We start from the raw sequence: 25,634 nt of genomic DNA, 5'->3' as shown, positions 1-25,634 counted from the left end.
CATTAGGCACTGTCCCTCAGGGCGTCGTGGATCCGGATCAGGCGCCAGCGGTTGCTGCGGACATGGTGTGAGAGGTCCAGGGTGCGCAGGTCGGAGCGGTCATTGGCACGGGCCTGGACCCGCCAGATCTCGGTATCCACCAGTCCGGCTCCCCGCCCGCGTTCAGCGCGGGTTTCCTCTTCCCACCAGTTGCGGCGTTCATACCAGCGCACCGGGTCGGCCCCCACCTTGTAGGTGCGTCCACCCCAGACGATCCGGAGAGGCTGGCCCGCGGGCGAGCACACCACCTCTATTGCTTCGCTGAAGACACCCATTCAGCTTCCTCCCCGCCCCGGTACGTCTGCTCTGCGCCGACGTCCTCACCCTCTGGTTATCCGTTGGTTATCCATTGGCAACCAATTCGAACATATGTTCGAATAGCTCCGCCACCAGTGTACGACCAGCCGGGGACAAGCGACACCACATGCAGGATGGATCGAAGTGGAGCCGGGCGTCCCGACTACCGGTTCCCGTCCACGTCCACCCGTGCCGTCCGGGCCAGCGGCTGCTGCACGATAAACAGCGTCAGGACAAAGGCCGCCCCCAGGATCGGCACCCCCAGCAGAAAGATCGGCGGCAGCGCCTCGCCGAAGGCGGACTTGATGAAGTCCTGGGCGGGGACAGGCAGCGCCCTGATGCTGTCCGGGCTGATGGAGTTGGCGCCTCCGGAGGCCTCGTCGCCGGCACCCGGCGGGGCGGAGACCAGCTGGTCATTGAGCCGCCGGATGAACAGGGAGCCGAAGAGGGCAATCCCCAGCGACCCGCCCATCTGCCGGAAGTAGTTGGCGGTGGAGACCCCTGTGCCCATGTCCTTGGCGGGGACGCTGTTCTGCACAATCAGCACCACGTTCTGCATCAGGGCGCCGATTCCCAGCCCCAGCACGAACATGCCGAGTGCGGTGAGGATGTACGGCGTCGTACTGGAAATGCGTGAGAGCAGCAGCAGGCCTCCGACCATGGTGAGGGACCCCAGAATCGGATAGATCTTGTACCTGCCGGTCCGGGCAATCAGCTGCCCCGTGCCTATGGAGGTGGTCAGCAGCCCCGCCGTCATCGGAAGCATCATCAGCCCGGACATGGTGGGGTTTGCCCCGTTGACGATCTGCAGGAAGGTGGGCAGGTAGGCGATGGAGCCGAACATGGCCAGCCCCACCGCCAGCCCCACCAGCGTGCAGATCAGGAAGTTGCGGATCCTGAACAGGCGCAGCGGGAGGATCGGTTCGGGTGCGCGCAACTCCACGGGAATGAAGACTGCGACGGCGGCGGCGGCCACCGCTCCCAGCGTGAGGATGGTCGGTGAGGTCCACGCGTAGTTGTTCCCGCCCCAGCTGGTCAGCAGCACCAGGGCGGCACTGCCGATGGCCAGCAGGGCGGCTCCGGCATAATCCAGCCGGATGCCCCTGCGGTCCGAGCGCGGCAGATGCAGGGCGGCGATGATGACTGCGAGCGCGATCAGGCCGATGGGCAGGTTGATGTAGAAGACCCACCGCCAGGACCAGTAGTCGGTAAGGTAGCCGCCCAGGAGCGGTCCGCTCACGGAGGCAATGCCGAATGCCGCTCCGATCAGTCCCATGTACCTGCCGCGCTCGCGGGCGGGAACAATGTCGCCGATGATTGCCTGCGCACCGATGATCAGCCCGCCGCCGCCCACGCCCTGGACCGCACGGTAGGTGATGAGCTCGGCCATGCTCTGCGCCTGCCCGGACAGGGCGGAGCCGGCGAGGAAGACCACGATGGCGAAAATGAAGATGTTCCTGCGTCCGAGCAGGTCCCCGAGCTTGCCGTAGATCGGCAGTCCGATGGTGGAGGTCAGCAGGTAGGCGGTGATCACCCAGGACAGGTGGTCCATTCCCTGCAGGTCCCCCACGATGGTGGGCAGGGCGGTGGACACGATGGTCTGGTCCAGGGCGGCGATCAGCACCGCCAGCATCAGGCCGGTGAAGATGACGGCGATTTGGCGCCGCGAATGCCCGGGGGCATCACCCGTACCGGCGTCTTGAAGACCAGCATCTTCCAGATCAGTGCCGCCCCGTGCGGTGGCCCCGCCGGTGGGTGGCGCTGTCTGGGAAGGCGGCGTATGTGCAACCAGGGGGACGGCGTTGACCGGGGCACCCATGGCACCGGCCATGCCCGCAACCGGATGTGTTGCAGTGGCTCCGTGGGGAGCAAACCTGTCAGCCATGCACTCCTCCTTGGGGAAATTTCCGCCGGATGAAGGCAGCCCGGTTGGAACTTCCATTCGACGCCCGCCGTCCTGCCAAGTCAACGGGCGGCGGCGGGCACCCATGCCCGCGGTAGCGACAAGCGTCGTGGCGGTGGAGGGCGTGAAGGTACATAGCCTAAGGAACTGCTCCCTGCCCCGGCGTTGTTCCGCGGGGAGGACAGGCGCACACTGGCACTACCGCGGACCGGCCATGATGTCGAAGCCGCACGGGATCACCTTCGGGGTACGCCATGAACCGTACAATAAGTGTCATTTTCCGCGCCATACCGCTTCTGATGGGCGCCGTCTGCCTGTCCTTTGGCCTCTACATCCTGGCCGGGCCGAACGATGCCGATCACTTTATCGCCGGACACGTCAACGTCGGGCTGACCTCCATCTGTTATGCACTGTTCACTACGGCGGCCACCATCATCAGGCAGCTCATCAACCGCTATGGGCGCGTGTGGGCGATCATCCTGCCGCTCTCCGGCTACGCGGCTGCGGCCGCCGCCATCATCTGGGGCATCGTTCTAGCCAACCGGGAGAACACCGCGGAGAACCTCACGGCGGGCTTCGTTGTGATCGGCGTCGGTTTCGTCGCCGCGTGCGTCAGCACCGTCGCGGCTGCGTCCACAAAATTCACTCTCATCCAGTCAGCTCAGTTGCTCGAGCCTCAGGGCGGCCCGCCGGAAGGTGCCCACTCCCGCACCATCGGCGCCGTGCTGCTCGCAGTCCCGGTTGTGGCCGCCGTCGCCGGTTTCTCCCTCGCGGCCGGCCTGTTGGTGCGCGGAGATACTCCCGGATTCGTTGCCGGGCACGTCCTGATCGGCCTGTCGGCGATCTGCACGTCGCTGATCGCCCTGGTCGCGAGCATCGTGCGCCAGGTGCGCAACGAATTCAGCGATGGTGAACGTTTAGCCTGGCCCAGGCTCGTCGCTGCCGCAGGCACGGTCAATGTGCTGCTCGGGCTATTCGTGCTGTTCAGCTCACACGAGCCCTATCGGCTGGCCCCGGGATGTGTGCTGATCGGCCTCGGGCTGATCTGCTTCAGCATCCTGTCGAAGGTGCTGTTGCTCGCCCTCGTCTGGCGCCGCACGTTTGCCCTGGCCAACCGCATCCCGCTGATGCCCATCGGAACAGCGCTCACCTGCCTGTTCTTCGCCGCGTTCCTCTTTGAGGCCGCAGGCACAGACCCGGCGTTCTTTGTCCCCGCGCACGTGCTGGTTGGACTCGGAGCTGTCTGCTTTACGCTCTTCTCAATCGTGTCGATCCTCGAAGCGGGAACGTCGGAGTAGCAGAGCAGCGTTAAGGCTTGGCGGAAACTGCTCCCCGCCAGGAGCGGATGCCGGTGCGGACTGCTTCCGGCAGCCCGGCGTCGTCAAAGAGCCGCTGCAGCGAAAAGCCGTCCACCGCCGCACGGAAGGCACCGTCCATACTGGTTCCCTGCCCGGCGCACAGTTTTTCGCTCTCTGCCTCCGGATTGGGCCGTCCCGTTGCTGCTGCGAAGGCGTCCGCGTTCCGGACGGTTTCGAAGTAGTCCTCCCGGATCTCCTCCGGCTCCGCGTCCACCGCCGCGAGCAGGACCATGGCGGTCATGCCGGTCCGGTCCCTCCCTGCCATGCAGTGGAAAAGCACCCCGCCCGGCGGGGCATCGGCGAGCGCGGTGAGGACGGCGCCCATGCGGTCCGGCAGCCGGGTGAGGTGCGGAAGGTAGTACAGCGGCGTTCCCATCAGCCCGTTGTCCCAGTACCCCTCCCAGAACTCCGGGTTCCCGGCCAGACCGTCCAGGTCCACGGCAACCGTGGTGAGCCAGTCCGGGCGGGCGGTAGTGTCCCGTGTACGTTCGGGCGGCTGGCGGAGGTCGACGACGGTACGCACTCCCAGCGCATGGAGGGTGTCCCAGCCGCCGGGCCGGATCAGGTCAACCGTTTCGGAGCGGAAGAAGACACCGTGCGGAGTAAGCGTGCCGTCGCTCCGGCGTCGCCCGCCCAGATCACGGAAGTTCACCAGGCCTTCCACGGCGACGGGAGTGCCGGGAGCCGCGTCGACTGCAGCGAGCTTGGCCGTATCCGGGAAACTAGGCAAATTCCATTCCTTCCGCCGGGCGGGGACGGGTGAGCCAGTACTGGGTTCCTGCGGCGTCCCGGGCCACGATGCCCTCATCCACCAGATAGCGGCGGATGGCAGCGGGGTCGGCAGTGAAGGCCGCCAGCCGGGTGGTGAGTTCCTGCTCCGTCAGCACCGGCCGCAGTCCCGGTTCCGGAGGCCGGGCATGTTCAAAAACCTCCCCCGCCAGGAAATGCAGCAGCTCGAGCCGGTCCGAACGTTTGCGGGGATAGGTCTCAAGCTTCCCGTTGACCAGGAACCGGCGTGCGGAGGTGTCCGGAGGGCGCACACCGGCAGCCAGCAGGTCGGCGAAGGCAGACGGGACGGGCTCGATGCCGCGCCCGCCGATGTGGAGCAGGCCGGCCTTCGTCAGCACGGCCAGCGACTTGGCTTCCGCTGGGGTGAGATCATCCGGGTCCAGTGGCGCGCCGTCGTCGGCGGCCAGCACGGCCCGGGCGTACAGGTGCAGGCGCCGCCCGTCCGCGAGCGCTGCCGCCACCGGACGCCAACGGTTATCCGGGGCCGGGAGGCTGCCGCTCATGGTGCGGCCACGGTTGTTGTCATGGGGCACAACCTACCGGATGGCTTCGGGCTAGCTGCGGCTGAATGCGTCCAGCTTGCGCTGGGTCTCCATCTCGTGGCGGACCTTAAGCTCGTAGTCGATGAAGGCCTCGATCATGGCCGTGTAGGTGCGTTCCACCACGTTGCAGTCGCCGTCCTGCTCCTCGGCCGCGTGCCGGACGTGGGCAATGACTTCCTCCATGCGCTTGGGCGACCGGACGGCGTCGTCGTTGTCCTTCAGTCCCCCGGCAAGCCGGACCAGCCGCTGCCGCCGCCAGATCAGCGCGACAATTTCCTCGTCGATTTCATCAATTGCCGTCCGGACATTGTCTAGCTGTCCCGGAACGGGTTTCTGCTCAGCTGCTTCCATGCCTTAAGAGTAACCACCACGGGCGCACCGGCGCGGAACCTGGACTGCGCTGCACGGGTAGCGGCCAATCCGCGGGTTCATGGCAGGATCAAGGACGTGAATCCTTCCGTTTCCGTGGTTACCGTAGGCGTACGGGACCTCGAAGTAACCTACGCCTTTTATGTTTCGCGCCTGGGCTGGGAGCCGGTGCAGTACGAGCCGGACGAAGTTGTCTTCTTCCAGATCAACCATGGCCTGCTCCTGGCCTTCTTCCGGGCCGACCATTTGGCGGCCGAAGCCGGTCCGGTGGGGGAACTCCACAACGCGCCCCTCACGCTCGGGCATAACGTGGATTCCGCCGCCGAGGTCGACGCCGTACTGGCCAGCTCCGCCGCCGCGGGCGGGCTCATCACCGCCCCGGGGACCCAGATGAGCTGGGGAGGCTACTCGGGCTACTTCACCGACCCGGATGGACTGCGCTGGGAGGTCTGCTTCAATCCCGGACTCAGCGTGGACGCCGACGGCAAGGTCACCCTGACCATGATCGTCCCCGAGACACCCGGACCTGGACTCTAGCCGGCAGGACTAGAAGAGCGCTTCCGGCAGGACTGATTCCGGATCCGGCTGCAGCAGGTACGCGCCGTCATTACGCACGTTGCCGACCGCCGGGTGGGCTTCTGCCAGCACCCAGTCCGCCGCCGCCGTATACGCCTGCGCCGCGGCCATGGCCACCAGTGCGCCGGCGTCGTGCCGGGCCGGATCCAGCCAGGCAGCCATCGCGTCCCGGGACAGGGGCAGCGGCAGCCGGTCATGCAGGGCGGCCAGTTCCCGCAGCACCGGTTCGGCGCTCGCCGCCGGCGGGGAGGCGACAGTGAGGATCGATGTCGAGAGCAGCCACTTCTCCGGATCGTCTTCTGCCTTGGCCGGATCCCGCCACCATTCATACAGGCCCGCAAAGAAGATCGGGGCACCGTCGGCCCGGGATACAGAGAACGGCCGGCGGCTTGAGCCGGGTCCGGCCTTCCATTCGTAGTAGCCGTCCACCGGCACGGCACAGCGGCGCGAGAGAACTGCTTCGCGGAAGGTCGGTTTCTCCAGCACCGTCTCGCTGCGGGCGTTAAACGCCCGGGACCCGACGGACGCATCGCGTGCCCAGCCCGGTACCAGGCCCCACCGGGCCACATGGACCTGGCGCACCTGCGTCCGTCCCCGGCCGGGCACGTCCACCAACCGTTCCAGGACCACCGGCACGTCCGACGTCGGCGCCACGTTCCAGGAGGCCCGCAGCTCCAGGTTCGCGTCGGCCTCCGCTTCGGCCTCAGCCACCAGGTCCCCCACGGAACGGGCCATGACGTATCTTCCGCACATGCCTCCAGTCTGCCACCGGGAATGCCGGCGGCCGGAATACAGTTGAAAGAGGCAACTATCCATTTCGACCAAGAGGAGCAACCCCCGTGGCTGCCACTGCTGAAGCCTTCACCCCCGCAACCGGGACCATCACCATGTTCTCCACGTCCTGGTGCGGATACTGCCGCCGTCTGAAGTCCCAGCTGGACGCGCAGGGCATCGGCTACACGGAGGTCAACATTGAAGATGTTGAAGGCACCGCGGACCTGGTCGCTTCGCTGAACGGCGGCAACCAGACCGTACCCACCGTGATTTTCCCGGACGGCTCCTCGGCCACGAACCCTTCGGCCTCGGAAGTGAAGTCGCGGCTGGGGCTCTAGCAGCTCCCGTCATCCCGGGCCGCGGTCCGGCCTGCACCAGTCCGGCCTGAACCGGGCCGGACGGCGGTCAGGGACGCAGCAGTGCCTTGATGGTCCGCCGCTCGTCCATGGCGCGGTAGCCTTCCGCGGCCTGCCCAAGCGGCAGTTCGAGGGTGAAGACCTTCCCCGGGTTGATCTTCCGCTGCAGGATCAGCTCCATCAGTTCGGGCAGAAACCTGCGCACGGGCGCCGGTCCGCCGAGCAGGTGGATTTCGCTGAAGAAGAGCTGCTCGCCGGGCAGCTGGACACCGTGTGGCACGCCCACGTAGCCCATGTGTCCTCCGGGCCGGGTGCAGCCGATGCCCTGCAGCATCGAAGACTGGGTGCCCACCGCCTCCACCACGCTGTGCGCACCCAGTCCCCCGGTCAGTTTCCGAACGGCGGCCACGCCGTCGTCGCCCCGTTCCGCAACAATGTCGGTGGCGCCGAACTCCCGGGCGAGTGCCTGGCGGTCCGGGTGGCTGCTCATGGCGATGATCCGTTCGGCGCCCAATTCGCGGGCCGCCAGCACGGCGAGGAGTCCCACCGCGCCATCTCCCACCACGGCAACGGTTTTCCCGGGGCCGGCTTCGGCCGCCACCGCCCCGAACCATCCGGTGCCCAGCACATCGGAGGCCGCGAGCAGGGACGGAACCAGGTCGTCATCCGGCATTTCCGCCGTCGCCACGAGTGTGCCGTCCGCGAGGGGAATCCTCAGATATTCGGCCTGCGCTCCGCCGACGCCGGCGGCCTGCACACAGCGGCTCTGATATCCCGCCCTGCAGATTTCGCAGGTGTTGTCCGAAGCAAAGAACGAACCCACCACAAACTGGCCCGGCCGGATTCGTGAAACCGCAGCGCCCACGTCTTCGACCACACCCACGTATTCGTGCCCCATCGGGCGGGGACGGCGTACCGGATCGATTCCGCGGTACGGCCACAAATCCGATCCGCAGACGCAGGCGGCCACCACCCTCAGGATGGCGTCCGTGGGGTCCTGGAGGACCGGCCGGGGCAAATCCTCCACCCGGACATCCCGCTCTCCGTACATCAGGGTTCCTTGCATGGGGCACTTCCTGCACTGGTAGGCGGCGGATTCCGGACCGTTCCCCGCTCCCATGCTAGGGCGGCACCGCACCCCGCGGCAGCCCCCGGCAGTTGAGCCGGGAGCGGAAGAGCAATCCCGGCTTCGCCCCCGGCGCTCCGGCTCCCTAGGATGGAAATGCGGGATGCTGGATTTTGCGCCCCGCCCGGATATCGAAAGAGGCAGCACACTCATGGTTCATAAGGTTCAGGCCGTAGTCGTCAAGGAAAAGAACGCCCCCGTCTCCCTGGAGACCATCCTGGTTCCGGACCCCGGACCCGGCGAGGCGCTGGTGGACATCCTCACCTGCGGCGTCTGCCACACGGACCTGCACTACAAGCAGGGGGCCATCAATGATGACTATCCGTTCCTGCTCGGCCACGAAGCCACCGGCGTTGTGTCCGCCGTCGGCCCGGACGTCACCGAAGTGGCCCCGGGCGACCGCGTGGTGCTGAACTGGCGCGCTGTGTGCGGGGAATGCCGTGCCTGCCGCAAGGGCGAGCCGCAGTACTGCTTCAACACCGCCAACGCCACGCAGAAGATGACCCTGGAGGACGGCACCGAATTGACGCCGGCCCTGGGCATCGGCGCGTTCGCCGAGAAGACCCTCGTGGCCGCCGGCCAGTGCACCAAGGTGGACGACGACGTCGACGCCGCCGCCGTGGGCCTGCTCGGCTGCGGCGTGATGGCCGGCATCGGTGCCGCCATCAACACCGGCGCCGTGCAGCGCGGGGAATCCGTGGCCGTCATCGGCTGCGGCGGCGTGGGCATTGCCGCCGTCGCCGGCGCGAAGCTGGCCGGCGCGACCACCATCATCGCCGTGGACATCGACTCCGCCAAGGTCGATCTGGCGCTGGCACAGGGCGCCACGCACGGGATCAATTCCAAGGACGAGGATCCGGTGGAGGCCATCCGCGCCCTCACCGGCGGCTTCGGCGCCGACGTCGTGATCGATGCCGTGGGACGTCCGGAAACCTATAAGCAGGCCTTCTACGCCCGCGACCTCGCCGGCCGCGTGGTGCTGGTGGGTGTGCCCGATCCAGAGATGAAGATCGAACTGCCGCTGGCAGACGTCTTCGGCCGCGGCGGCTCCCTGAAGTCCTCCTGGTACGGCGACTGCCTGCCGTCGCGGGACTTCCCCATGCTGGTGGAACAGTACCGGCTGGGCCGGCTGGACCTGGATGCCTTCGTTACCGAGCGCATCGGCCTGGGCGACATTGAGGAAGCCTTCACCAAGATGCACGACGGCAAGGTCCTGCGTTCGGTGGTGGAGCTGTAATGTTCCGGATCGACAACGTAGTCACGTCGGGGACGTTCTCCCTGGACGGCGGCACCTGGGACGTGGACAACAACGTCTGGATCGTCGGCGACGACGCCCAGGTGATCGTCATCGACCCGGCGCACAACATCAACGCGGTAGCCGAAGCCGTGGGTGAGCGGGAGGTTATGGCCATCCTGCTTACGCACGGGCATGACGACCACATCCGTGCCGTCGGCGAAGCCCGCGACCGGTTCAGCGCGCCGGTGTTCCTGCACGAGGCGGACCGGATGCTCTGGGACGCGGTGTTCCCGGACGAGGGACCCGACGACGTGATTGAGGACGGTGACACGTTCGAGATTGCGGGCCATACCCTGCGCGCCCTGCACACCCCGGGCCATTCCCCGGGCTCCGTGTGCTTCTCGCTGGCCGCCGGCGAGGACGTCCCGGAGCCGGTGGTGTTCAGCGGTGACACGCTGTTCTCCGGCGGACCCGGCGCCACGGGCCGCTCCTACAGCGACTTCCCGACCATCATCGAGTCCATCCGGGAGCGTCTGCTGACGCTGCCGGCGGAGACGAAGGTGCTCACCGGACACGGGGATTCGACATCCATCGCCGCCGAAGGTCCGCACCTGCAGGAATGGATCGACCGGGGGCACTAGGACAGCCGCACATTTCCCGCGACAGGAAAGGAATGCCCCGGTCGGAAGCCCGGGGCATTCCACTTTAAGTCTCCCGATTTCGTTCGGCAGGACCTTGTTTCCGCTCCCGGCCCGCCAGACACTGGGACTATGGCGCTGCACATCAGTCCCGCTTTCTTTCGACTCCTGCCTGAGCTGCGCTACGAACCGACGCCGCGGCGTATCCGGGCGCAGCTCGGCGGGAACACCGTGGTGGATTCCACCAGCGCCGTGCTGGCCTACGAGCCGCGGCGGGTCACCCCCATTTACGCCGTGCCGGCCGGAGACATCGCCGCGGAACTGACCTTCGCGGCCGAACCCGGCCGGGACCCGCTGGCCGAGGTGCCCCCGGATGCCCTGATGGACCCGCGCTATCCGTTCTCCGCGCACACAGCTCCCGGCCAGGCACTGGACCTGCGCGCCGGGCTGCATAACCTGCCGGGTGCCGGATTCCGGCCCGACGATCCGGATCTTGCCGGATATGTACTGCTGGATTTCACTGCGTTTGACCGGTGGCTCGAGGAGGACACGACGGTCGAGGGGCACCCCCGGGATCCCTTCCACCGGGTCGATGCCAGGGATTCCTCGCGTGCGGTGCGGGTGCATCTGGACGGACAGCTGCTGGCAGAGACCCGGCAGCCGCTCCTTGTCTACGAAACGATGCTGCCGCCGCGGACGTACTTTCCCCGGCAGGACGTGGACTGGGATGTCCTGGACGCGTCCCTCACCCGGTCCGTCTGCCCGTACAAGGGGACGGCGAACTACTGGTCGGTGGCCGGGCATGCCAGGGGAACCGACCTGGCCTGGTCTTACGAGGTGGTGCTGCCGGACTCGGCGCAGCTGAAGGACCGGATTTCGTTCTTTGACGAGCGCACCGAGGTCTACGTCGACGACGCCAAGCAGGAAATCGATTCCCTGTTCCGCTTCTAGTCCAGTCCCTCGAACACATCACCGAGCCGTGCGGCCCCGGCCGGCTGCGGCGGCCAGGCGATGGCCAGCATTTCCGTCGCCACGGTGCGGCCCCAGCGGGCGTCTTCGTCGACGTCCGGCGGCACACCGGGGGAAACCACATGGCGCTGGGTCCGGTGTTCCAGCAGGCCCGCCACAACGCGGTGTGCGACGCTGTGGACGTCCACCTCGACCCCGATCTGCTCGTCCGGAACCGGATGGACGTCATACACCCGGTCCTCGGCCCATGGTTGGAGGCCGTGCCGGATCCGGGTGCGGTTCCACCGTTCCCAGGTGGAGCGGCACACGCCCCCGTGCAGCAGCCGCTGCAGTCCCCGGCCGCCGTCGCCCCGCAGACCCGCGAATGCCTCATCCGTCGCAGCACCCACGGCTATATGGTCCGGGTGCCCGGTCAGCCCGTCCGGACCGAAAGTGGCGACGACGTCGGGCCGCTCCTGCGCCAGGATGCCGCCGATCCGCTCAACCAGCTCCGCAAAGGGAACTGCGGCGACTGCGCCGTCGTCGTAATCCAGCCACTCGTGGCGGTCGGGGGGCCTGCCGTGCGCCGTCCAGGCGGCGTCCGTCTCCCGCCGCCGGATCCGGCCCAGCGGCTCGTTGACCGGTGGATACGACGGATCGATCTGCCCGGCGGCTCCGTCGGTTGCGTGGACCAGGACGAAACGGAACCCCGGATCATCCTCGTGCAGTGCCACGGTTCCCGCGAGCCCGTAGGCGTCATCGTCGGGGTGGGCGACGACGAGGGCCAGGACGCGCGATGGGTCCCTTCCGGCACCTCCCGGCCCCTGGCCCGGGGTTTGGAGTATTGCCACCGTTCCAGCCTAGGCCTGCAGGGCACGCCACGGCAGGTCTCCGCTTATCTGGGTCCCACGAGCAGGTGGTACCTGCGCTCTGCCTGCAGCCTTCGGGCCAGCTGCCCGGAAGCGTTCCGGTGCTCCAGCATGATGTTGGGTCGATTGGCCGTAAGGCGCGGATCCAGCGCCTTACGAAGCAGCCATAGCCCGGCGGCGTGCAGCAGCCGCGAGTATAGATTTGCGGTATCCGGGAGGCGGTACCGGCCGTATGCCGGCATTACTGCAGTCATGAGGAACTCACTTTCGAACGATGGCGGCGTACCCGGGCACGCGTTGCGCAACGGGTGGAACAGAATTCCCGTACACCTGCTGTTGAGGTGTCGAGAAACGGTGCGATGCACGGCGCGGATACGCATCGGCCGATGCGGTCCCGGCATCCTTCGCTGACCGCCTGCATCAAGTCGGCCAGGATCTGCGCCCAAAGGGCACCCTCAGCGATGCCGCTAAGAGACAGGAAGTAAAGTCCGTTCTCGTCCGTCCGCGGCACGATGGCGTATGTCTCCGCCACGCTGTTCAGGGTGCTCCGGGCCTCGGCATCCGTGCCGTCCACCAGGACCGCGGCCACCACGTCGCGGATATGCCGGGCAACTGCCACGTCATCAACCATCACGGCTGCGGGCACCGGGGCTTCGAGAAGCCTATGGAAAACATCCAGGTCCAGTTGCTCAGGCCACTGGCCTTCAGCCCGCGTCCTGGCAACTTTCACCAAGGCCTCAATCAGATCCTCATTCATGCCTGCAACCTAGCACCTTGTAACGGGCACAACCAGTTCTGTCCGTTACATTGGGGTGGCCCTGTCAGGACCCGGTCTATTGATGGCTGGCCAGCCGGTGGCGGGCTTCAATGATGAGGTCGTCCAGGCGGTCCCTGGTGGCGAGGAGCTCACGGGCACGCCGGTCGAGGAGGTCACGTTGCTGGTCAAGGCGTTTGACCATGGAAGGTGTTGTCGTTCCCGAGTAGATACAGGGGAGCAATTGCACGATCACCGCGCTGGTCAGACCGGCGGCCAGTAGTTCCTGGATGAGGATCACCCGGTCGACGGCGGAGTCCTCGTATTCGCGGTGTCCGCCGCCGGTGCGGGAAGAGACCAGCAGCCCCTGGGTTTCGTAATACCGCAGCGACCTCACGCTTACACCCGTGCGGGCAGCGAGTACCCCGATACGCATATGGATCCTTCCTCGACTTGAATCTGACACTGACGTCAGGTTTTACCGTGGAGCCATGAACATGACTGAGACAGTTGCACTGGTAACCGGAGCGAACAGGGGGCTGGGACGGGAGTTCGTCACCCAGTTGGTTGAGCGGGGTGCACGGAAGATCTACGCGACCACCCGTCAGGCCGGGAAGGCCGGCCTTCTTGAGCAGTTGGGAGCACCCGGCCAGGTTGAGGCGCTCGTGGTGGACATCACCGATCCGGCCACCGTTGAGGCGGCGGCCGCAACGGCCACGGATGTGAATCTTCTGATCAACAATGCGGGCATTGCTACGGCCACGAATCTGCTCACCGGGGATCTCGGCCGTATCCGGGCAGAAATGGACACCCATTTCTGGGGCACCCTGGAAATGACACGTGCCTTCGCGCCGGTCCTCGGTTCCAACGGGGGCGGCGCGATTCTGAATGTGATGTCTCTGCTGTCCTTCCGCTCGTATCCGGGAAACGGTGCCTACGCTGCCGCGAAGGCCGCCGAGTGGCAGCTCACCAACAGCACGCGGCTGGAGCTTGCGGGCCAGGGCACACACGTGATCGGCGTGCACCTCTCTTCCACCGATACCGACATGATGAAGGACTGGGACATTCCCAAGAACGACCCCCACGCGATCATCTCGGATGTGCTCGATGCCCTGATTAAGGGGTCGCACGAGTTTCTGGATGTCAACACGCAGGCCGTCAAAGAACAGCTGAGCCTGCCTCCCGAAGCTTTTTACGCAGGCATGGGCCCCTTCGCCTGAGTCACTCACGGGAGCCAGCCTAGGGCCTGGCAGGGCAGGTGGAACAGCAACAGAGGAGGTCCTGCCAAACCCCCGGCTGGGCAGGGCTCTGGCCGGTGAATCCCGGCATCCATACGGTTGCAATGGCTCAGCTTGAGCAGACAACCGAGAGGACAGAATATGACCGTCACATTAATCACGGGCGCAAACAAGGGCATCGGATTCGAGACTGCCAGGCAACTGCTGGAGTTGGGGCATGTCGTGTACATAGGCGCCCGTGATGCCGAGCGGGGCGAGAAAGCCGCAGCAGGGCTGGGCGCCCGATTCGTGCAGCTCGATGTAACGGACGACGCCTCAGTCAGCAGTGCACTGGCGAGCATTGATGCCGCCGAGGGCCGGCTCGATGTCCTGGTCCACAACGCAGGCATCCTCGAGACGGAGATGGACGGCCCTTCCGCCCTCCGGTCCTTCGATACCAATGCAGTAGGTATTGTCCGCGTCACGCAGGCAGCACTCCCCCTGCTGCGCAGATCCGCCAACGCAAATGTGGTCACCATCTCGAGCAGCGCCGGGTCCTTCTGGGCGGTGACCAACCCTGATCGGCCGGAGTTCGGCCTGCCGCTTGCCCTCTACTCGGCGTCCAAGACGGCGGCGACCATGCTCACGGTGCACTACGCCAAGGCCCACCCCGGGATCAAGTTCAACGCACTCGAACCCGGCACGACTGCCACGGATATGACGGCCGGCTTCGGAATCGGGAGGCCACCGGAAGAAAGCGCACAAGTCGTCGTACGCCTCGCCACCCTTGACCCGGAGGGCCCGACCGGAACCCTCCGGGACGAGCACGGGGAGCTGCGCTTCTAGGAGATACCCGGCCGAAAGCGGCGGCGGCCAGGCCGTCATCGAGGGCTAGGCTGAAGATGCCATGGAATGGTTCAACGCCGAAGGATACGAATTCGCCCGCCAGGTGCTGCAGCGCGGCATCGCTGCCGTGTACCTGGTCGCCTTCCTCTCCGCCGCCGCCCAGTTTCCGGCGCTGCTGGGCGAGAACGGCCTGCTGCCGGCCCCGCGCTTCCTGGCCCGGATCAAGGGACGGGGCATTCCCACCCTCTTCCACTGGCACTACTCGGACCGGTTCCTGCTCGCCGTCGTCTGGGTGGGGGCCGCAGTTGCGGCCCTGCTGGTGGCGGGTGTACCGCAGGCCGGGCCGTGGTGGCTGCCGATGGCGGCGTTCCTGATGATCTGGGGGTTGTACCTGTCCGTGGTGAACATCGGGCAGACGTTCTACGGGTTCGGCTGGGAGTCGCTGCTGCTGGAGGCCGGGTTCCTGGCCGCGTTCCTGGGGTCGAACGACGTCGCGGCGCCGGTGGCGGTGCTCTGGGCCTTCCGCTGGCTGGTGTTCCGGCTGGAATTCGGCGCCGGCCTGATCAAGCTGCGCGGCGACAAGGCCTGGCGGGACCTGACCGCCCTGTACTACCACCACGAGACCCAGCCGATGCCGAACCCGGCCAGCTGGTTCTTCCACCACCTGCCCCGGCCGCTGCACCGGGTGGAGGTGCTGGGCAACCATTTCGCCCAGCTGGTGGTGCCGTTCTTCCTGTTCTTTCCGCAGCCGGTGGCCTCCATCGCGGCGGCGGTCGTGATCGCCACACAGTTCTGGCTGGTGCTCTCGGGCAACTTCGCCTGGCTGAACGTCCTGACGATCCTTCTGGCGTGCACCGCGATCAGCGACTCGGCCGTGCAGGAGGTGCTCCCGGGGGCGCACTTCGCCGCACCGGAGACTGCGGCACCCCCGCTGGCGTTCGCCGTCGTCGTCCTCGCCGTGACCGTGGCGCTGCTGTACTGGGCGTGGGCGCCGCTGAAGAACCTGGTGAGCCGCAACCAGCTGATGAATGCCAGCTTCAACCGCTGGCACCTGTCCAACGCCTACGGCGCGTTCGGCAGCATCACCCGGCACCGGGACGAAGTGGTTATTGAAGGCACCAACGATCCGCCGGGGCCTGCGGCCCGCTGGCAGGAGTACGAATTCAAGGGCAAGCCGGGAGATCCGCAGCGGATGCCGCGCCAGTTTGCGCCCTACCATCTGCGGCTGGACTGGATGATGTGGTTCCTGGGCCTCGGTGCCTCCGGCGCCTGGTTCCCGGAACTGCTGCGGAAACTGCTCGCCGGCGACCGCCGGACCCTACGCCTGCTGCGCAGGGATCCCTTCGACGGCGAGCCGCCCCGCTGGATCCGGGCCCGGGTCTACCGCTACCGCTATTCCACGCCGGCGGAACTCCGCCGTGAACGAGTGTGGTGGGTACGGGAGCCGGCGGGGCTGCTGGTGGACCCGGTCGAAGGACCGGGTCCTGTGCAGCGCCGGTACTAGGCGCGGACTTCGGACTTCGTGACCACGTTATGCGTCGCGTGGTCGTACAGGAAGGTCAGCGGACCGCCCTCGTGGTGGGTTTCAATGTTTCCGCCGTCGCGGTGCGCGTCGAACCCGTAGTTCTCGTCCCAGGAACCGTTCAGGGCCACCTTGTAGGCGTACGTGCCTTCGGGAAGGTCCAGCGTGAGCTTCCACAGTTCGTCGTGGCGGTCGAACACGAACTGCGCACCGGCGGGGTCCCAGTCCTCGATGCCGAGCGCGGCGCCGAAGTCACCGGCGAGGGCGACGGATTCCGGCTGCGGGAAGGACGGCTCATAGTCGTCGGTCTCCGGGTGGGAGCCGTGCTGCTCCGCGGGGGCCGAGGGAACGGCGACGGCGTCGCGCAGGGCTTCTTCCACGACTTCCTCGGCCGGGGAGACGGGTGCGGGTGCGGGTGCGGGCTTGCCGTTCAGTGCGGCGGAGAGGTGCGCCGGCTCCGGGAAGTCCTGGAGGGCCTGGCGGCCCTGGCTGGTGATGCTCCAGCCGGAGCGGGCTTCCTTGAGGATCCAGCCGGCCTTGACCAGCTTGGTGGTGGCGTTGACCAGGGCACGCTCGCCACGGGTGGTGCCGCTGGCCAGGGTCTCTGCTTCGCGTCCTGCGAGCGGAACCCGGTCCAGGGCCGCGCCGAGCACCTTATCCCGGCTGACCTTGCCGGTGACTGACGGGTCCTCTGCGGCGAGGATCTCAAGGACCGCTCGCAGCCGCAGCGCAGTGTTTTCAACGGTGTCAGAGCCCAATGGAATTCCTTTGTGATGAATATTGATAGCGGCTTCGGATAAGCCTGCTGACCTCAATCAACACTATCCCCGCGGGCGGGCGGGACGAAGTACCACGGCCTTAGTGTTGCGCAACTCTCCCCCGCAGTCCGGGGAAGTCCCCAGGGGTCAGTGGGGCGTAGCCGGCATAGGCCGCCAGGACGGCGTCCTCCACCTGGTCCAGGTCCAGCCCCGGCACAAGGTCGCTGGCAGCACCGGCGGTCCGCGGGTCCCAGCCCAGTCCCAGTTCGGCGTAACAGTCGGTGAGGACCCGGCGAAGCGGTGTGGGGTTTTCCACCACCAGGACCGAGGAAAAGAGCCAGGCGCCGGCAACGACCCGCTGGGCGGTGCCCACCAGCTTGATCCGATCCCTGCCACCGGGTCCACCGTGGACGGTGAACTCTCCGGGACAGTACTCCCCCGGAATCTCGCCCACACCGGCGGGCACGCCTGCTTTGCGGAACGCGCCCGCCAGCAGTTCGCCGAAGTCGGCAAACCGTCTGCGGGAGCCTGCGAGCGCGTCGCCGTCGGGCTCCACATGGTCAACGATCAGGCAGCCGGAATGGTAGGCGGCGGCCCGGCCGCCGGCCTTGCGGACCAGCGGCTCGAACCCGTGCCTGCGGCAGGCGTCCTGTGCGGCGGTGAAGCCGGGCAGCTTGGCGTCGCGCTGTCCCAGGGCCACCGTGGGCCGGGGACGGTAGATCCGCAGGGCAGGACCGAGTTCGCCGCGGCGGACGGCATCGAGCATGGCGAGCGCGAAGTCGAGGTCTGCCGCAGCACCCAGGGATTCATCCTGCCGGAACACCTCCAGCGCGGCGGACACTGCCTACGCTCCGCCGAGCGGCCGGACGGTGAGGATCTGCTCGCTGCGCCCGAACGGTCCATCCAGGTCGTGCAGCACCGCCGAGGTCAGGCCGATGCCGTCGGTGCCGAAGGTCACCCGGGTATCCAGGCCCAGCCACTCCCCGCGGGGATCCCGGTGCAGGTGCAGCTGCAGGTCCACGTTCGGGAACATGTAGCTGTCCCCGCCCGGCGGTACCCGGGTGGAAATGCCGTTGGCGGTATCCACCATGCCCACCAGGCGCACCAGGTCCGACGTCGGCATGCCCTCCACCATTTCGTGCGGGGTGCGCAGCCAGGCCCGGCCGCGGCCGGGCCGCAGCCCGGGAAGCGCCCGCTTTTCCACGGATTCAATGAATGCTCCCGGCCAGGCCGTCATCCCCTCGTGGGAGCCGGCTTCCGCCGGGCCGGGCATGGGTGCGTCTTCGAGGGCGGCGACCTCCGGCGTGGCGCCGCGGGCAAGGCGCCAGGCGGTGGCCCGCACGGCGGTGCGGCCATCGGCCACCATTTCGGCCTGCACCAGTTCGATGGTGCGCCCGGGACGCAGGACGGAGGTTTTCACCTCGAAGGTGGTGCGCGGGATCAGCCCGAAGATGTCGTAGCTGATGCGGGCCATGCGGAGCTCGGGGCGGGGCTGGAACTGCTCCAGGCAGTGCGCCAGCAGCCCGGAGATGGGAGCCATGTGCTGCTCCTGCGGGTTCCAGGCCCCCTGGGTATGGATGGTTGCCTCATAGGCGTCGTTGCCCAGTGAGCGGTAATACGATTCAGCCACGTGCGTGCTTCTCCCTGCCGTTCCGGAATTGGCTTTCAGGCTACCCCAGTGCGTCCGGACGGCTGGCCCAGGGGCGTAACGGAGCGCACACTGGCCGGATGGAATATACCCATCTGGGCCGCTCCGGCCTGTCCGTGTCCCGCCTGTGCCTGGGCACCATGAACTTCGGACCGAAGACCGGGGAGGCGGACGCCCACGCCATCATGGATTCCGCCCGGGACACCGGCATCAACTTCTTCGATACCGCTAACGTGTACGGCTGGGGTGAGAACAAGGGCTGGACCGAGCAGATCATCGGCCGCTGGTTCGCCAAGGGCGGCGGGAGGCGCGAGGACACCGTCCTGGGCACCAAGCTCTACGGCTCCATGAGCGAACGCCCCAATGACACCTTCCTCTCCGCACTGAACATCCGCCGCGCCCTGGACGCCAGCCTGCAGCGGCTGCAGACGGACTACGTTGACCTCTACCAGTTCCACCATGTGGACCGGAACACGCCCTGGGACGAGATCTGGCAGGCCATGGAGGTGGCCGTCACGCAGGGGAAGGTCATCTACAACGGCAGCAGCAACTTTGCGGGCTGGCATATTGCCCAGGCCCAGGAAAACGCCCGCCGCCGGAACTTCGCGGGGCTGGTGAGCGAACAGTCCATCTACAACCTGATCAACCGGTCCGTGGAGCTGGAAGTCCTTCCGGCCGCACAGCAGTACGGGCTGGGAATCCTGCCATGGTCTCCCCTGCAGGGCGGCCTGCTGGGCGGGATCCTGCAGAAAGAGGCCGACGGCGGCGGACGGCGGGCCGAGGGCAGGGTACGGGACCTGCTGGTGAAGCATGAGGACCAGATCCGGCGGTACGAGGCCCTGGCCGCGGAGCTGGAGATCCTGCCCGGAGTGCTGGCCCTGGCCTGGCTGCTGCACCAGCCGGCGGTGACCGCGCCTCTAGTGGGTCCACGTACCCAGGAACAGCTGGATGAGGCCTTGCTGGCCCTGGATGTGACCCTGGATTCAGCGGCGCTGGACCGGCTGGATGAGATCTTTCCCGGGCACTCGCCCGCCCCGGAGGATTACGCCTGGTGAGGTGAGGACTCCCGGTGCCGGGTCCAGCGCCGGGTCCGGTGGCAGCCGCCGGCTGCCGGCACCCACTGTGTCAGGCGCTCGCAGGCTCAATCAGCTGCGGCCCGTTGTTGCGGACCGAGTTCACCTCGGAGGAGACCACCCGCGGGGTGAGCGTCGGCTCGGGCACGGCGTCGAGGAGCTGGGCGACGTCGGCCCCGTCCGTCAGTTTCGGGTCCAGCCAGTCCGAGTAAAGGTCCGGCGGGATGATCAGCGGGGTGCGGTCGTGGATGTGGCCCAGGGCGTCCGTGGCCTGCGTGGTGATGATGGTGACGCTCAGCAGCCACTTGTGCTCATGATCCTCAGGCAGCGCCGGATCCGGCCAGAACTCGTACAGTCCGGCGAAGGCCAGCGGATCCTGCTTCCCGGAATACAGGTAGGTGGGGATCTTTCCGTACGGGGACTTCTCCCACTCGTAGTAGCCGTCCGCCGGCACCAGGGCCCGGCGCTTCACGGCCGCCTTGCGGAACGCCGGCTTTTCCAGGAGGGTTTCCCGCCGGGCATTAATCATCCGGGACCCGATCTTAGGATCCTTGGCCCAGACAGGCACCAGCCCCCATTTCGCCGTCGCCAGCCGCCGGACGGCTGCGTCGTTGGCGTACCGCTCGGTGACAATCCGCACGTCATCGGTAGGCGCCACGTTCCAGGACGGCCGTATGTCCGGCCCCACTGTCTGTTCGACGGCGAACGCCGAGACCAGGTCCGACGTCGCCCTTGCCATCACATAGCGTCCGCACATGGCACCTATTGTGCACCATGCCCTGCCGTGGACACCCGCGGTATCCGGACCGATATTCGAACATATATTCTATTTATATGAACCAGGACGCGGCCGAGCGGCTGGCGGCCCGCTATGCGCGGCGGGCCGAGCCGATCAGCCTTACACCGGAAGAGCTGGATTTCGAGCACAATCCGGTCACCACTTCGGTGCCCGGTGTGCCGGTGTGGGCCTGGATCCGGTTCCCCGGAGCCGCCGAGCGGGTGAAGGGCGAGGCGTGCAGCTGGTCCTCCCGCGCCGTGCAGGTGCTCTGGGAGGATGCCGGGCTGCGGCGGGCCACCTGGGTATGGGCGTCCGCGGTGACCCGCCGGACCAACAACTCCCGCAAGGAGACGCTCGGGGACCGCACGGCCCGTGAAACCGGCTGAAGTCGGGCGGCCCGCCACCCCGACGCCCGGATCCAGGCCGGCTGATTGCCGCGCTAACCCGGAAGGCTGCGGACGTATTCCAGCGCCTCGCGGGTGAGCTCCGTCCACCGGTGTGCCGTAGCTTCAAGGTCTGCGGCAGCCGGTACCTCGATCCATTCCCGCATTGTGCGCCTACCCATGGTGACCGGCTCCGCAGCGCCTGCAGCAATAAGCTCCGCCGCCCTGGGCTGTGGCAGTTTCACCATCAGGTAATCGCCGGAGCCAAGGAAGGCCACAATCTTGGTTCCGGTGCGCAGGCCGGGACTGCGGAACATGGTGCCCACGGTCAGCGGCCCGTCCGCCTGCAGCTCGGCAGCGATCCGGGGCAGGAGTTCCAACACTGTCTGAGAAGGGGGCATCTGTCCTCCCGGACGGTCTGCGGAGTCAGAGCTGGCTGAACGCCGCCGTCGCCGGATCGGCGCCGATCCGGCGGCCGCCGTCGAGCCCGTCCAGGAGATCCAGGTCCTCCTGCGCCAGGTCCAGCGCGGCCGCGGCGAGGTTCTCCCGCATCCGCCCCGGGTCGGCCGACTTGGGAATGACGATCCGCCCCGACCCCAGGTGCCAGGCCAGCACCACCTGCGCGGGCGTGGCTCCATACTTTTCAGCGAGCGCCGCCACTTCGCTCCCGGACAGCTCGGTGCCCTGCCCCAGCGGACTGTAGGCCTCCACCGCGATGCCGCGGGACATGGTGTCGGCGGCGAGCGCTGCCTGCTGGAAACCGGGATGCAGTTCGATCTGGTTCACCGCCGGCAGCACCTGGCTCTGCTCGTACAGGGCGTCCAGATGGCCGGCGAGGAAGTTCGAGACCCCGATCGCCCGCATGTAGCCGTCCCGGTACAGGGACTCAAGGTCCTTCCATGCCTGCACGAACATTCCCTGGGACGGCACCGGCCAGTGGATCAGGTACAGGTCGACGACGTCGAGGTTCAGCGCTCGCCGACTGTCCAGGAACGCCGCCCTCGCCCGTCCCTGGTCGCCGTTGCGCAGCTTGGTGGTCACGAAGATCTCGGACCGGGGAATGCCCGACGCCGCGATGGCCGCTCCCACGCCGGCCTCGTTGCGGTAGGCGGCCGCGGTGTCGATGTGCCGGTACCCGGCCGCCAGGGCATCCTCCACCACTTCCTGTGTCTGCCCCGGCGGAACCTGGAAGACGCCGAAGCCCAACTGTGGAATGCGCACGGAGTTCCCAAGCGTCAGTTCGGGGACAACGGGGCGGGGACTCTCTGTCATGGGATGCCTTTCCTGCGGCGAGGTCATCTAGGTCATCTAGGCTGGGTGCAGTTGGAGCCGGGCACCTCCACCTAAGCCCGGCTCCTGCCCCCAGTCAAGGAATCACCTGAGGAAACCTGCCATGACACATTCCACGGCTCTCGATCTGCTCTTCATCGGTGGAACCGGGGTGATCAGCTCCGCTGCCGCCGCGCACGCTTCCAGCCTGGGGCACCGGGTCACGGTGCTCAACCGCGGCGTCTCCACCAAGCGTCCGGTGCCGGCCGGCGTCGAGGTCCTCTCCGCCGATGTGCGTGATCCTGCGGCTGTCCGGACCGCCTTGGGCGGCCGCACGTTCGACGCCGTCGCAGACTTCCTGTCCTTCACCGCCGAGCATGTGGCAGCCGCGGTCGAGCTGTACCGGGGCCGGACCGGCCAGTATGTCTTCATCAGCTCCGCGTCGGCTTACCAGAAGCCGCCGGCCCGGCTGCCGGTGCTGGAGTCCACCCCGCTGCGCAACCCGTTCTGGCAGTATTCGCGGGACAAGATCGCCGGGGAGGAGATCCTGGTGCAGGCCTACCGGAACGAGGGTTTTCCGGGCACGGTCGTCCGCCCGTCCCACACCTATGACGCGACGATGGTCCCGCTGTCCGGGCACTGGACGGACATCCACCGGATGCGCGCCGGACTGCCGGTGGTGGTTCCCGGTGACGGCACGTCCTTGTGGACGCTGACCCACAGCCGCGATTTTGCCAAGGCCTTCGTGGGTCTGCTGGGCCGGCCGGCTGCCATCGGCGAGAGTTACACCATTACGTCCGATGAGTTTTTGCCCTGGGACGCCATTTACCGTTCCCTGGCGGCGGCGGCCGGCGTCCCGGAACCGCTGCTCGTGCATGTGGCCTCGGAGACCATCGCGCAGCAGGATCCGGGGCGCGGTCCTGGACTGCTGGGCGACAAGAGCCATTCGGTGATCTTCGACAACAGCAAGATCAAGTCCCTGGTCCCCGGCTACCGGGCAGTGATCCCCTTTGCCGAAGGTGCCCGCGAAATCGTGCAGTGGCACGATGCCCATCCGCAGGAGCGAACACTGGATACCGGCTGGATGGACCTCAGCGACCGGATGGCGCGGTGGGTCCGCGCCGGCGCCTAGGTATATGGCCGGGGTGAAGTCCGTACCCGAGGCGCAGGCCGGCTGTTAGAGTGCAGACAGCATAAATCTTTGGAGGAAAACCATGTCAGGTAACGGGCCTTACCCGGGAAGCAACCACGACAACCACGGGGAGCCCGATGACTGGGACGGGCAATACGCCTACCCCAAAAAGGCCGAGCCGGCTCCGCGTCCGACTCCCCCTCAGCAGCAGCCCCCGGGCTATCAGGACCGGCCCGCCCAGTACCCGGGCAGCGGGCAGGGCTACCCCAGCCAGCAGGCCCAGGGCTACCCGAACCAGCAGGTCCAGGGCTATCCGAACCAGCAGCAGCATGCCCCCGGCCAGGGTTACCACCAGTCCGGTTATCACCACCCGCAACAGGGGCAGCAGAAATCCCGCCTCGTTGCCGGGCTGCTGGGAGTCTTCCTTGGCGGCTTCGGCGTCCACCGGTTCTATCTGGGCAATAACGGTGTGGGGATCGCACAGGTTGTCCTCACCTGCTTCACCGGTCTGGGTGCCGTGTGGGGCTTCGTGGAAGGCGTGATGATTCTCGCCAACGCCCGGACGTTCCGCACCGACGCGCAGGGGATCCCGCTCAAGTAATCCGCTGGGGGCTTTTCCGCCCGGGCGTGGTCCCGGGCGGAAGGCTGTCCGGGTGCTAGGCTGGGTTCGAAAGTATGTTCTAGTGATGTCCCCAGGGAGGCCTCGGCATGGCGGTTTTCTCAGCGGACCGTTCGCGCCGCCCGGCGCCCCCGGCGGAGACTGACGCCGCCACCGCGGCCGGTTTCCCCAGCCCGGCCCGGGACTACTTCGACGGCCGGATCGACCTCAACCGGCACCTGATCCGCGATCCCACCTCCACCTACGTCGTACGGGTGGAGGGTGACTCCATGGCGGGCGCCGGCATCTGTAACGGCGACGAACTGATTGTGGACCGTTCCCTCACACCGCGGGACAGCGCCGTCGTCGTGGCCGTGGTGGACGGGGAACTGACGGTCCGCCGGCTGCTCCTGGGCGGCGGGCGCATCGTGCTGCACGCCGAAGCGCCCGGGTACCCGGACATCCTGGTGGCCGAACCGTCGGAACTGTCCGTCTGGGGCGTTGTGACCCGCTGCCTGCACCATGTCTGAGTCTTCCACCCCGGGAGCCTCCCAGCGGATCGCCCTGGTGGATGTCAACAGCTTCTATGTCTCCTGTGAGCGCGCTTTCGATCCGAAACTCGCCGGCGTGCCGGTGGTGGTGCTGTCCAACAACGACGGCTGCGTGGTGGCCCGTTCCGATGAGGCAAAGGCGCTGGGCATCAAGACCGGCACACCCTGGTTTAAGCTCGCCGAGTCCGCCCCGCATGTGGGCCTCATCCAGCGCTCCAGCAACTATGAGCTGTACGGGGATCTCAGTTCCCGGGTCATGCAGCTGCTGGGCCGCTACGCGTTGTGGCAGGAGGTCTACTCTATTGATGAATCCTTACTCGGGCTCGCTGGAACTCCGCGCGGCTTGGAGGCACAGGGCGCAACCATCCGCACCGCCGTCGCCACGCACACCGGACTGCCCGTCTGCGTGGGCATCGGCACCACCAAGACCCTGGCCAAGTTCGCCAACCGGATCGCCAAGCAGAACCGGCATCTGCAGGGCGTCTGCAACCTGGAAACCATGGACCCGGCAGCGGTGGAGGCGATCATGTCCCGGGTCCCGGTCACGGGCCTGTGGGGTGTGGGCTCACGGTTGGGCACGAAACTCGACGCGATGGGGATCTCCACCGTCGCGGACCTGCGGGCCGCCGATCCTGCGCTGATCCGCCGGAAGTTCTCGGTCACCCTGCAGCGCACCGTCCTGGAGCTCAACGGCACCGCGTGCATCCCGCACGAGGAGGAGCGGGCCGACCGCAAGCAGCTGATCTTCTCCCGCAGTTTCTCCACTCCGGTCACCACGGGCGCGGAGATGCGCCAGGTGATGAGCATCTATGCCCAGCAGGCAGCGGCCCGGCTGGAGCGCGAGGGGCAGCAGGCGAGCATCCTGACCGCATATGCCGGGACCTCCCATTTCAGTGAGCGGGCGGCGTCGTTCCCCTCGGCCACTGTCCGGCTGGCGTCCCCGACGTCGGATCCCGTGATCCTCAGCCGGGCCGCCGTCGGCGCCCTGGAGGCCCAGGTGGTGGAGGGCGTGCCGTACACGAAGGCCGGGGTGATGCTCAGCGGCCTGGAGTCCGCCGGCGCGCAGCCGCTCTTTGACGAGTTCGTCTCCGCCCAGGAACGCCGGAACCTGGGCGAGCTGCTGGGAAAGGTCACGGACAAATACGGCGCGGCGAGCATCGGCCTCGGCTTGGCGGGCATGTCCACGGCGACGCCGGAATGGACCATGGCCCGCCGGTACTCCTCCCCGCGGTACACCACGGAGTGGAGCGAGCTGCCGGTGGTGAAGGCGGTCTAGGGACCGTC

31 protein-coding genes are annotated in these 25,634 nt (G+C 67.2%); 15 read left to right on the top strand and 16 right to left on the bottom strand.

Going from position 1 to position 25,634, the window contains the following annotated elements:
- Positions 1–2: 2 nt before the first annotated feature.
- Together QNO10_RS06305 and QNO10_RS06300 are read right to left on the bottom strand one after the other, a co-directional pair.
- Positions 3–314, bottom strand: a complete 312-nt coding sequence (locus QNO10_RS06305) for a DUF6504 family protein (RefSeq protein ID WP_229948625.1) — start codon at positions 312–314, stop codon at positions 3–5.
- A gap of 185 nt (positions 315–499) precedes the next feature.
- Positions 500–2,221, bottom strand: a complete 1,722-nt coding sequence (locus tag QNO10_RS06300; protein WP_229948628.1) for an MDR family MFS transporter — start codon at positions 2,219–2,221, stop codon at positions 500–502.
- Positions 2,222–2,493: 272 nt separating this feature from the next.
- Here QNO10_RS06300 and QNO10_RS06295 point away from each other — a divergent pair, with 272 nt between their 5' ends.
- Positions 2,494–3,537 carry a DUF2776 family protein gene (locus tag QNO10_RS06295; protein ID WP_229948631.1) on the top strand — a complete coding sequence of 348 codons (1,044 nt, stop codon included), beginning with the start codon at positions 2,494–2,496 and terminating at the stop codon, positions 3,535–3,537.
- A 10-nt stretch (positions 3,538–3,547) separates the two neighbouring features.
- Here QNO10_RS06295 and QNO10_RS06290 read toward each other — a convergent pair whose 3' ends face one another.
- Genes QNO10_RS06290 through QNO10_RS06280 form a run of 3 tightly spaced genes read right to left on the bottom strand, consistent with a single transcriptional unit; the run spans position 3,548 to position 5,279 of the window.
- The gene (locus tag QNO10_RS06290; RefSeq protein ID WP_229948633.1) at positions 3,548–4,327 is read right to left on the bottom strand and encodes a tyrosine-protein phosphatase; all 780 of its coding nucleotides are present in this window, start codon (positions 4,325–4,327) and stop codon (positions 3,548–3,550) included.
- Positions 4,320–4,889: a DUF2087 domain-containing protein gene (locus QNO10_RS06285; protein ID WP_229948635.1), complete on the bottom strand. Its 570-nt coding sequence runs from the start codon at positions 4,887–4,889 to the stop codon at positions 4,320–4,322. Before QNO10_RS06285 ends, QNO10_RS06290 begins: the two co-directional genes overlap by 8 nt.
- 51 nt (positions 4,890–4,940) lie before the next feature.
- Entirely contained in the window at positions 4,941–5,279 is a 339-nt protein-coding gene (locus tag QNO10_RS06280) for a chorismate mutase (protein WP_229948638.1), read from the bottom strand.
- A gap of 96 nt (positions 5,280–5,375) precedes the next feature.
- On the opposite strand from QNO10_RS06280, the gene QNO10_RS06275 reads away from it, so the two are divergent.
- Positions 5,376–5,834, top strand: a complete 459-nt coding sequence (locus QNO10_RS06275; protein WP_229948640.1) for a VOC family protein — start codon at positions 5,376–5,378, stop codon at positions 5,832–5,834.
- A gap of 9 nt (positions 5,835–5,843) precedes the next feature.
- Here the strand turns inward: QNO10_RS06275 and QNO10_RS06270 are convergent, their stop codons facing one another.
- Positions 5,844–6,626, bottom strand: a complete 783-nt coding sequence (locus QNO10_RS06270) for an SOS response-associated peptidase (RefSeq protein ID WP_229948641.1) — start codon at positions 6,624–6,626, stop codon at positions 5,844–5,846.
- 134 nt (positions 6,627–6,760) lie between these two features.
- Between QNO10_RS06270 and QNO10_RS06265 the strand changes: the two genes are divergently transcribed.
- Positions 6,761–6,985, top strand: coding sequence for a mycoredoxin (locus QNO10_RS06265; RefSeq protein WP_229948929.1), 225 nt, complete (start codon positions 6,761–6,763; stop codon positions 6,983–6,985).
- Between the two features lie 67 nt (positions 6,986–7,052).
- Here QNO10_RS06265 and QNO10_RS06260 read toward each other — a convergent pair whose 3' ends face one another.
- Positions 7,053–8,069, bottom strand: coding sequence for a zinc-dependent alcohol dehydrogenase family protein (locus QNO10_RS06260; RefSeq protein ID WP_229948642.1), 1,017 nt, complete (start codon positions 8,067–8,069; stop codon positions 7,053–7,055).
- A gap of 211 nt (positions 8,070–8,280) precedes the next feature.
- Here QNO10_RS06260 and QNO10_RS06255 point away from each other — a divergent pair, with 211 nt between their 5' ends.
- The 3 genes from QNO10_RS06255 (at position 8,281) to QNO10_RS06245 (ending at position 10,955) form a co-directional block, all read left to right on the top strand.
- On the top strand, positions 8,281–9,366 hold the full coding sequence (locus tag QNO10_RS06255) for an S-(hydroxymethyl)mycothiol dehydrogenase (protein WP_229948643.1): 1,086 nt from the start codon (positions 8,281–8,283) through the stop codon (positions 9,364–9,366).
- A complete protein-coding gene (locus QNO10_RS06250; protein ID WP_229948644.1) occupies positions 9,366–10,007 on the top strand; it encodes an MBL fold metallo-hydrolase in 642 nt (213 codons plus the stop codon). Before QNO10_RS06255 ends, QNO10_RS06250 begins: the two co-directional genes overlap by 1 nt.
- Before the next feature lie 129 nt (positions 10,008–10,136).
- Entirely contained in the window at positions 10,137–10,955 is an 819-nt protein-coding gene (locus QNO10_RS06245; protein WP_229948645.1) for a DUF427 domain-containing protein, read from the top strand.
- Here the strand turns inward: QNO10_RS06245 and QNO10_RS06240 are convergent.
- From QNO10_RS06240 to QNO10_RS06230, 3 genes are all read right to left on the bottom strand, one after another.
- Positions 10,952–11,803, bottom strand: a complete 852-nt coding sequence (locus tag QNO10_RS06240) for a PIG-L deacetylase family protein (protein WP_229948647.1) — start codon at positions 11,801–11,803, stop codon at positions 10,952–10,954. The genes QNO10_RS06245 and QNO10_RS06240 overlap by 4 nt on opposite strands.
- Before the next feature lie 268 nt (positions 11,804–12,071).
- Complete coding sequence (locus QNO10_RS06235) at positions 12,072–12,578, bottom strand: CGNR zinc finger domain-containing protein (protein ID WP_229948649.1); 507 nt, start codon at positions 12,576–12,578, stop codon at positions 12,072–12,074.
- Positions 12,579–12,654: 76 nt separating this feature from the next.
- A complete protein-coding gene (locus QNO10_RS06230) occupies positions 12,655–13,011 on the bottom strand; it encodes a MerR family transcriptional regulator (RefSeq protein WP_229948651.1) in 357 nt (118 codons plus the stop codon).
- Between the two features lie 61 nt (positions 13,012–13,072).
- Here QNO10_RS06230 and QNO10_RS06225 point away from each other — a divergent pair, with 61 nt between their 5' ends.
- The 3 genes from QNO10_RS06225 (at position 13,073) to QNO10_RS06215 (ending at position 16,142) form a co-directional block, all read left to right on the top strand.
- A complete protein-coding gene (locus QNO10_RS06225; RefSeq protein ID WP_229948656.1) occupies positions 13,073–13,795 on the top strand; it encodes an SDR family oxidoreductase in 723 nt (240 codons plus the stop codon).
- A 159-nt stretch (positions 13,796–13,954) separates the two neighbouring features.
- A complete protein-coding gene (locus QNO10_RS06220; RefSeq protein ID WP_229948660.1) occupies positions 13,955–14,638 on the top strand; it encodes an SDR family NAD(P)-dependent oxidoreductase in 684 nt (227 codons plus the stop codon).
- Between the two features lie 61 nt (positions 14,639–14,699).
- Entirely contained in the window at positions 14,700–16,142 is a 1,443-nt protein-coding gene (locus tag QNO10_RS06215) for a lipase maturation factor family protein (protein WP_229948662.1), read from the top strand.
- Here the strand turns inward: QNO10_RS06215 and QNO10_RS06210 are convergent.
- The 3 genes from QNO10_RS06210 to QNO10_RS06200 all read right to left on the bottom strand — a co-directional run bounded on the left by QNO10_RS06210 (position 16,139) and on the right by QNO10_RS06200 (position 18,548).
- Complete coding sequence (locus QNO10_RS06210; protein ID WP_229948664.1) at positions 16,139–16,918, bottom strand: pullulanase X25 domain-containing protein; 780 nt, start codon at positions 16,916–16,918, stop codon at positions 16,139–16,141. The genes QNO10_RS06215 and QNO10_RS06210 overlap by 4 nt on opposite strands.
- A 100-nt stretch (positions 16,919–17,018) precedes the next feature.
- Positions 17,019–17,759 carry a lipoate--protein ligase family protein gene (locus QNO10_RS06205; protein WP_229948665.1) on the bottom strand — a complete coding sequence of 247 codons (741 nt, stop codon included), beginning with the start codon at positions 17,757–17,759 and terminating at the stop codon, positions 17,019–17,021.
- 3 nt (positions 17,760–17,762) lie between these two features.
- Complete coding sequence (locus QNO10_RS06200) at positions 17,763–18,548, bottom strand: thioesterase family protein (RefSeq protein WP_229948668.1); 786 nt, start codon at positions 18,546–18,548, stop codon at positions 17,763–17,765.
- Between the two features lie 98 nt (positions 18,549–18,646).
- Here QNO10_RS06200 and QNO10_RS06195 point away from each other — a divergent pair, with 98 nt between their 5' ends.
- Positions 18,647–19,621: an aldo/keto reductase gene (locus QNO10_RS06195; RefSeq protein ID WP_229948671.1), complete on the top strand. Its 975-nt coding sequence runs from the start codon at positions 18,647–18,649 to the stop codon at positions 19,619–19,621.
- 70 nt (positions 19,622–19,691) lie between these two features.
- Here QNO10_RS06195 and QNO10_RS06190 read toward each other — a convergent pair whose 3' ends face one another.
- The gene (locus QNO10_RS06190) at positions 19,692–20,396 is read right to left on the bottom strand and encodes an SOS response-associated peptidase (protein WP_229948673.1); all 705 of its coding nucleotides are present in this window, start codon (positions 20,394–20,396) and stop codon (positions 19,692–19,694) included.
- A gap of 77 nt (positions 20,397–20,473) precedes the next feature.
- Here QNO10_RS06190 and QNO10_RS06185 point away from each other — a divergent pair, with 77 nt between their 5' ends.
- Positions 20,474–20,803, top strand: coding sequence for a hypothetical protein (locus QNO10_RS06185; RefSeq protein WP_229948674.1), 330 nt, complete (start codon positions 20,474–20,476; stop codon positions 20,801–20,803).
- A 53-nt stretch (positions 20,804–20,856) separates the two neighbouring features.
- Here the strand turns inward: QNO10_RS06185 and QNO10_RS06180 are convergent, their stop codons facing one another.
- Positions 20,857–21,201 carry a hypothetical protein gene (locus QNO10_RS06180; protein WP_229948675.1) on the bottom strand — a complete coding sequence of 115 codons (345 nt, stop codon included), beginning with the start codon at positions 21,199–21,201 and terminating at the stop codon, positions 20,857–20,859.
- Between the two features lie 25 nt (positions 21,202–21,226).
- The gene (locus QNO10_RS06175; RefSeq protein ID WP_229948677.1) at positions 21,227–22,072 is read right to left on the bottom strand and encodes an aldo/keto reductase; all 846 of its coding nucleotides are present in this window, start codon (positions 22,070–22,072) and stop codon (positions 21,227–21,229) included.
- 121 nt (positions 22,073–22,193) lie between these two features.
- Here QNO10_RS06175 and QNO10_RS06170 point away from each other — a divergent pair, with 121 nt between their 5' ends.
- The 4 genes from QNO10_RS06170 to QNO10_RS06155 all read left to right on the top strand — a co-directional run bounded on the left by QNO10_RS06170 (position 22,194) and on the right by QNO10_RS06155 (position 25,626).
- Positions 22,194–23,201, top strand: coding sequence for an NAD-dependent epimerase/dehydratase family protein (locus tag QNO10_RS06170; RefSeq protein WP_229948679.1), 1,008 nt, complete (start codon positions 22,194–22,196; stop codon positions 23,199–23,201).
- 82 nt (positions 23,202–23,283) lie between these two features.
- Complete coding sequence (locus QNO10_RS06165; RefSeq protein ID WP_229948681.1) at positions 23,284–23,802, top strand: TM2 domain-containing protein; 519 nt, start codon at positions 23,284–23,286, stop codon at positions 23,800–23,802.
- Positions 23,803–23,909: 107 nt separating this feature from the next.
- Positions 23,910–24,329: a LexA family protein gene (locus tag QNO10_RS06160; protein WP_229948683.1), complete on the top strand. Its 420-nt coding sequence runs from the start codon at positions 23,910–23,912 to the stop codon at positions 24,327–24,329.
- Positions 24,322–25,626 (top strand): Y-family DNA polymerase, encoded by a 1,305-nt coding sequence (locus tag QNO10_RS06155; RefSeq protein ID WP_229948685.1) that lies wholly within the window; start codon positions 24,322–24,324, stop codon positions 25,624–25,626. The genes QNO10_RS06160 and QNO10_RS06155 overlap by 8 nt, the downstream gene beginning before the upstream one ends.
- Positions 25,627–25,634 lie beyond the last annotated feature (8 nt).

The sequence above is a fragment of the Arthrobacter sp. zg-Y919 genome, from assembly GCF_030142045.1.
Classification (GTDB): Bacteria; Actinomycetota; Actinomycetes; order Actinomycetales; family Micrococcaceae; genus Arthrobacter_B.
This window is presented reverse-complemented; position numbering and strand designations above follow the sequence as displayed.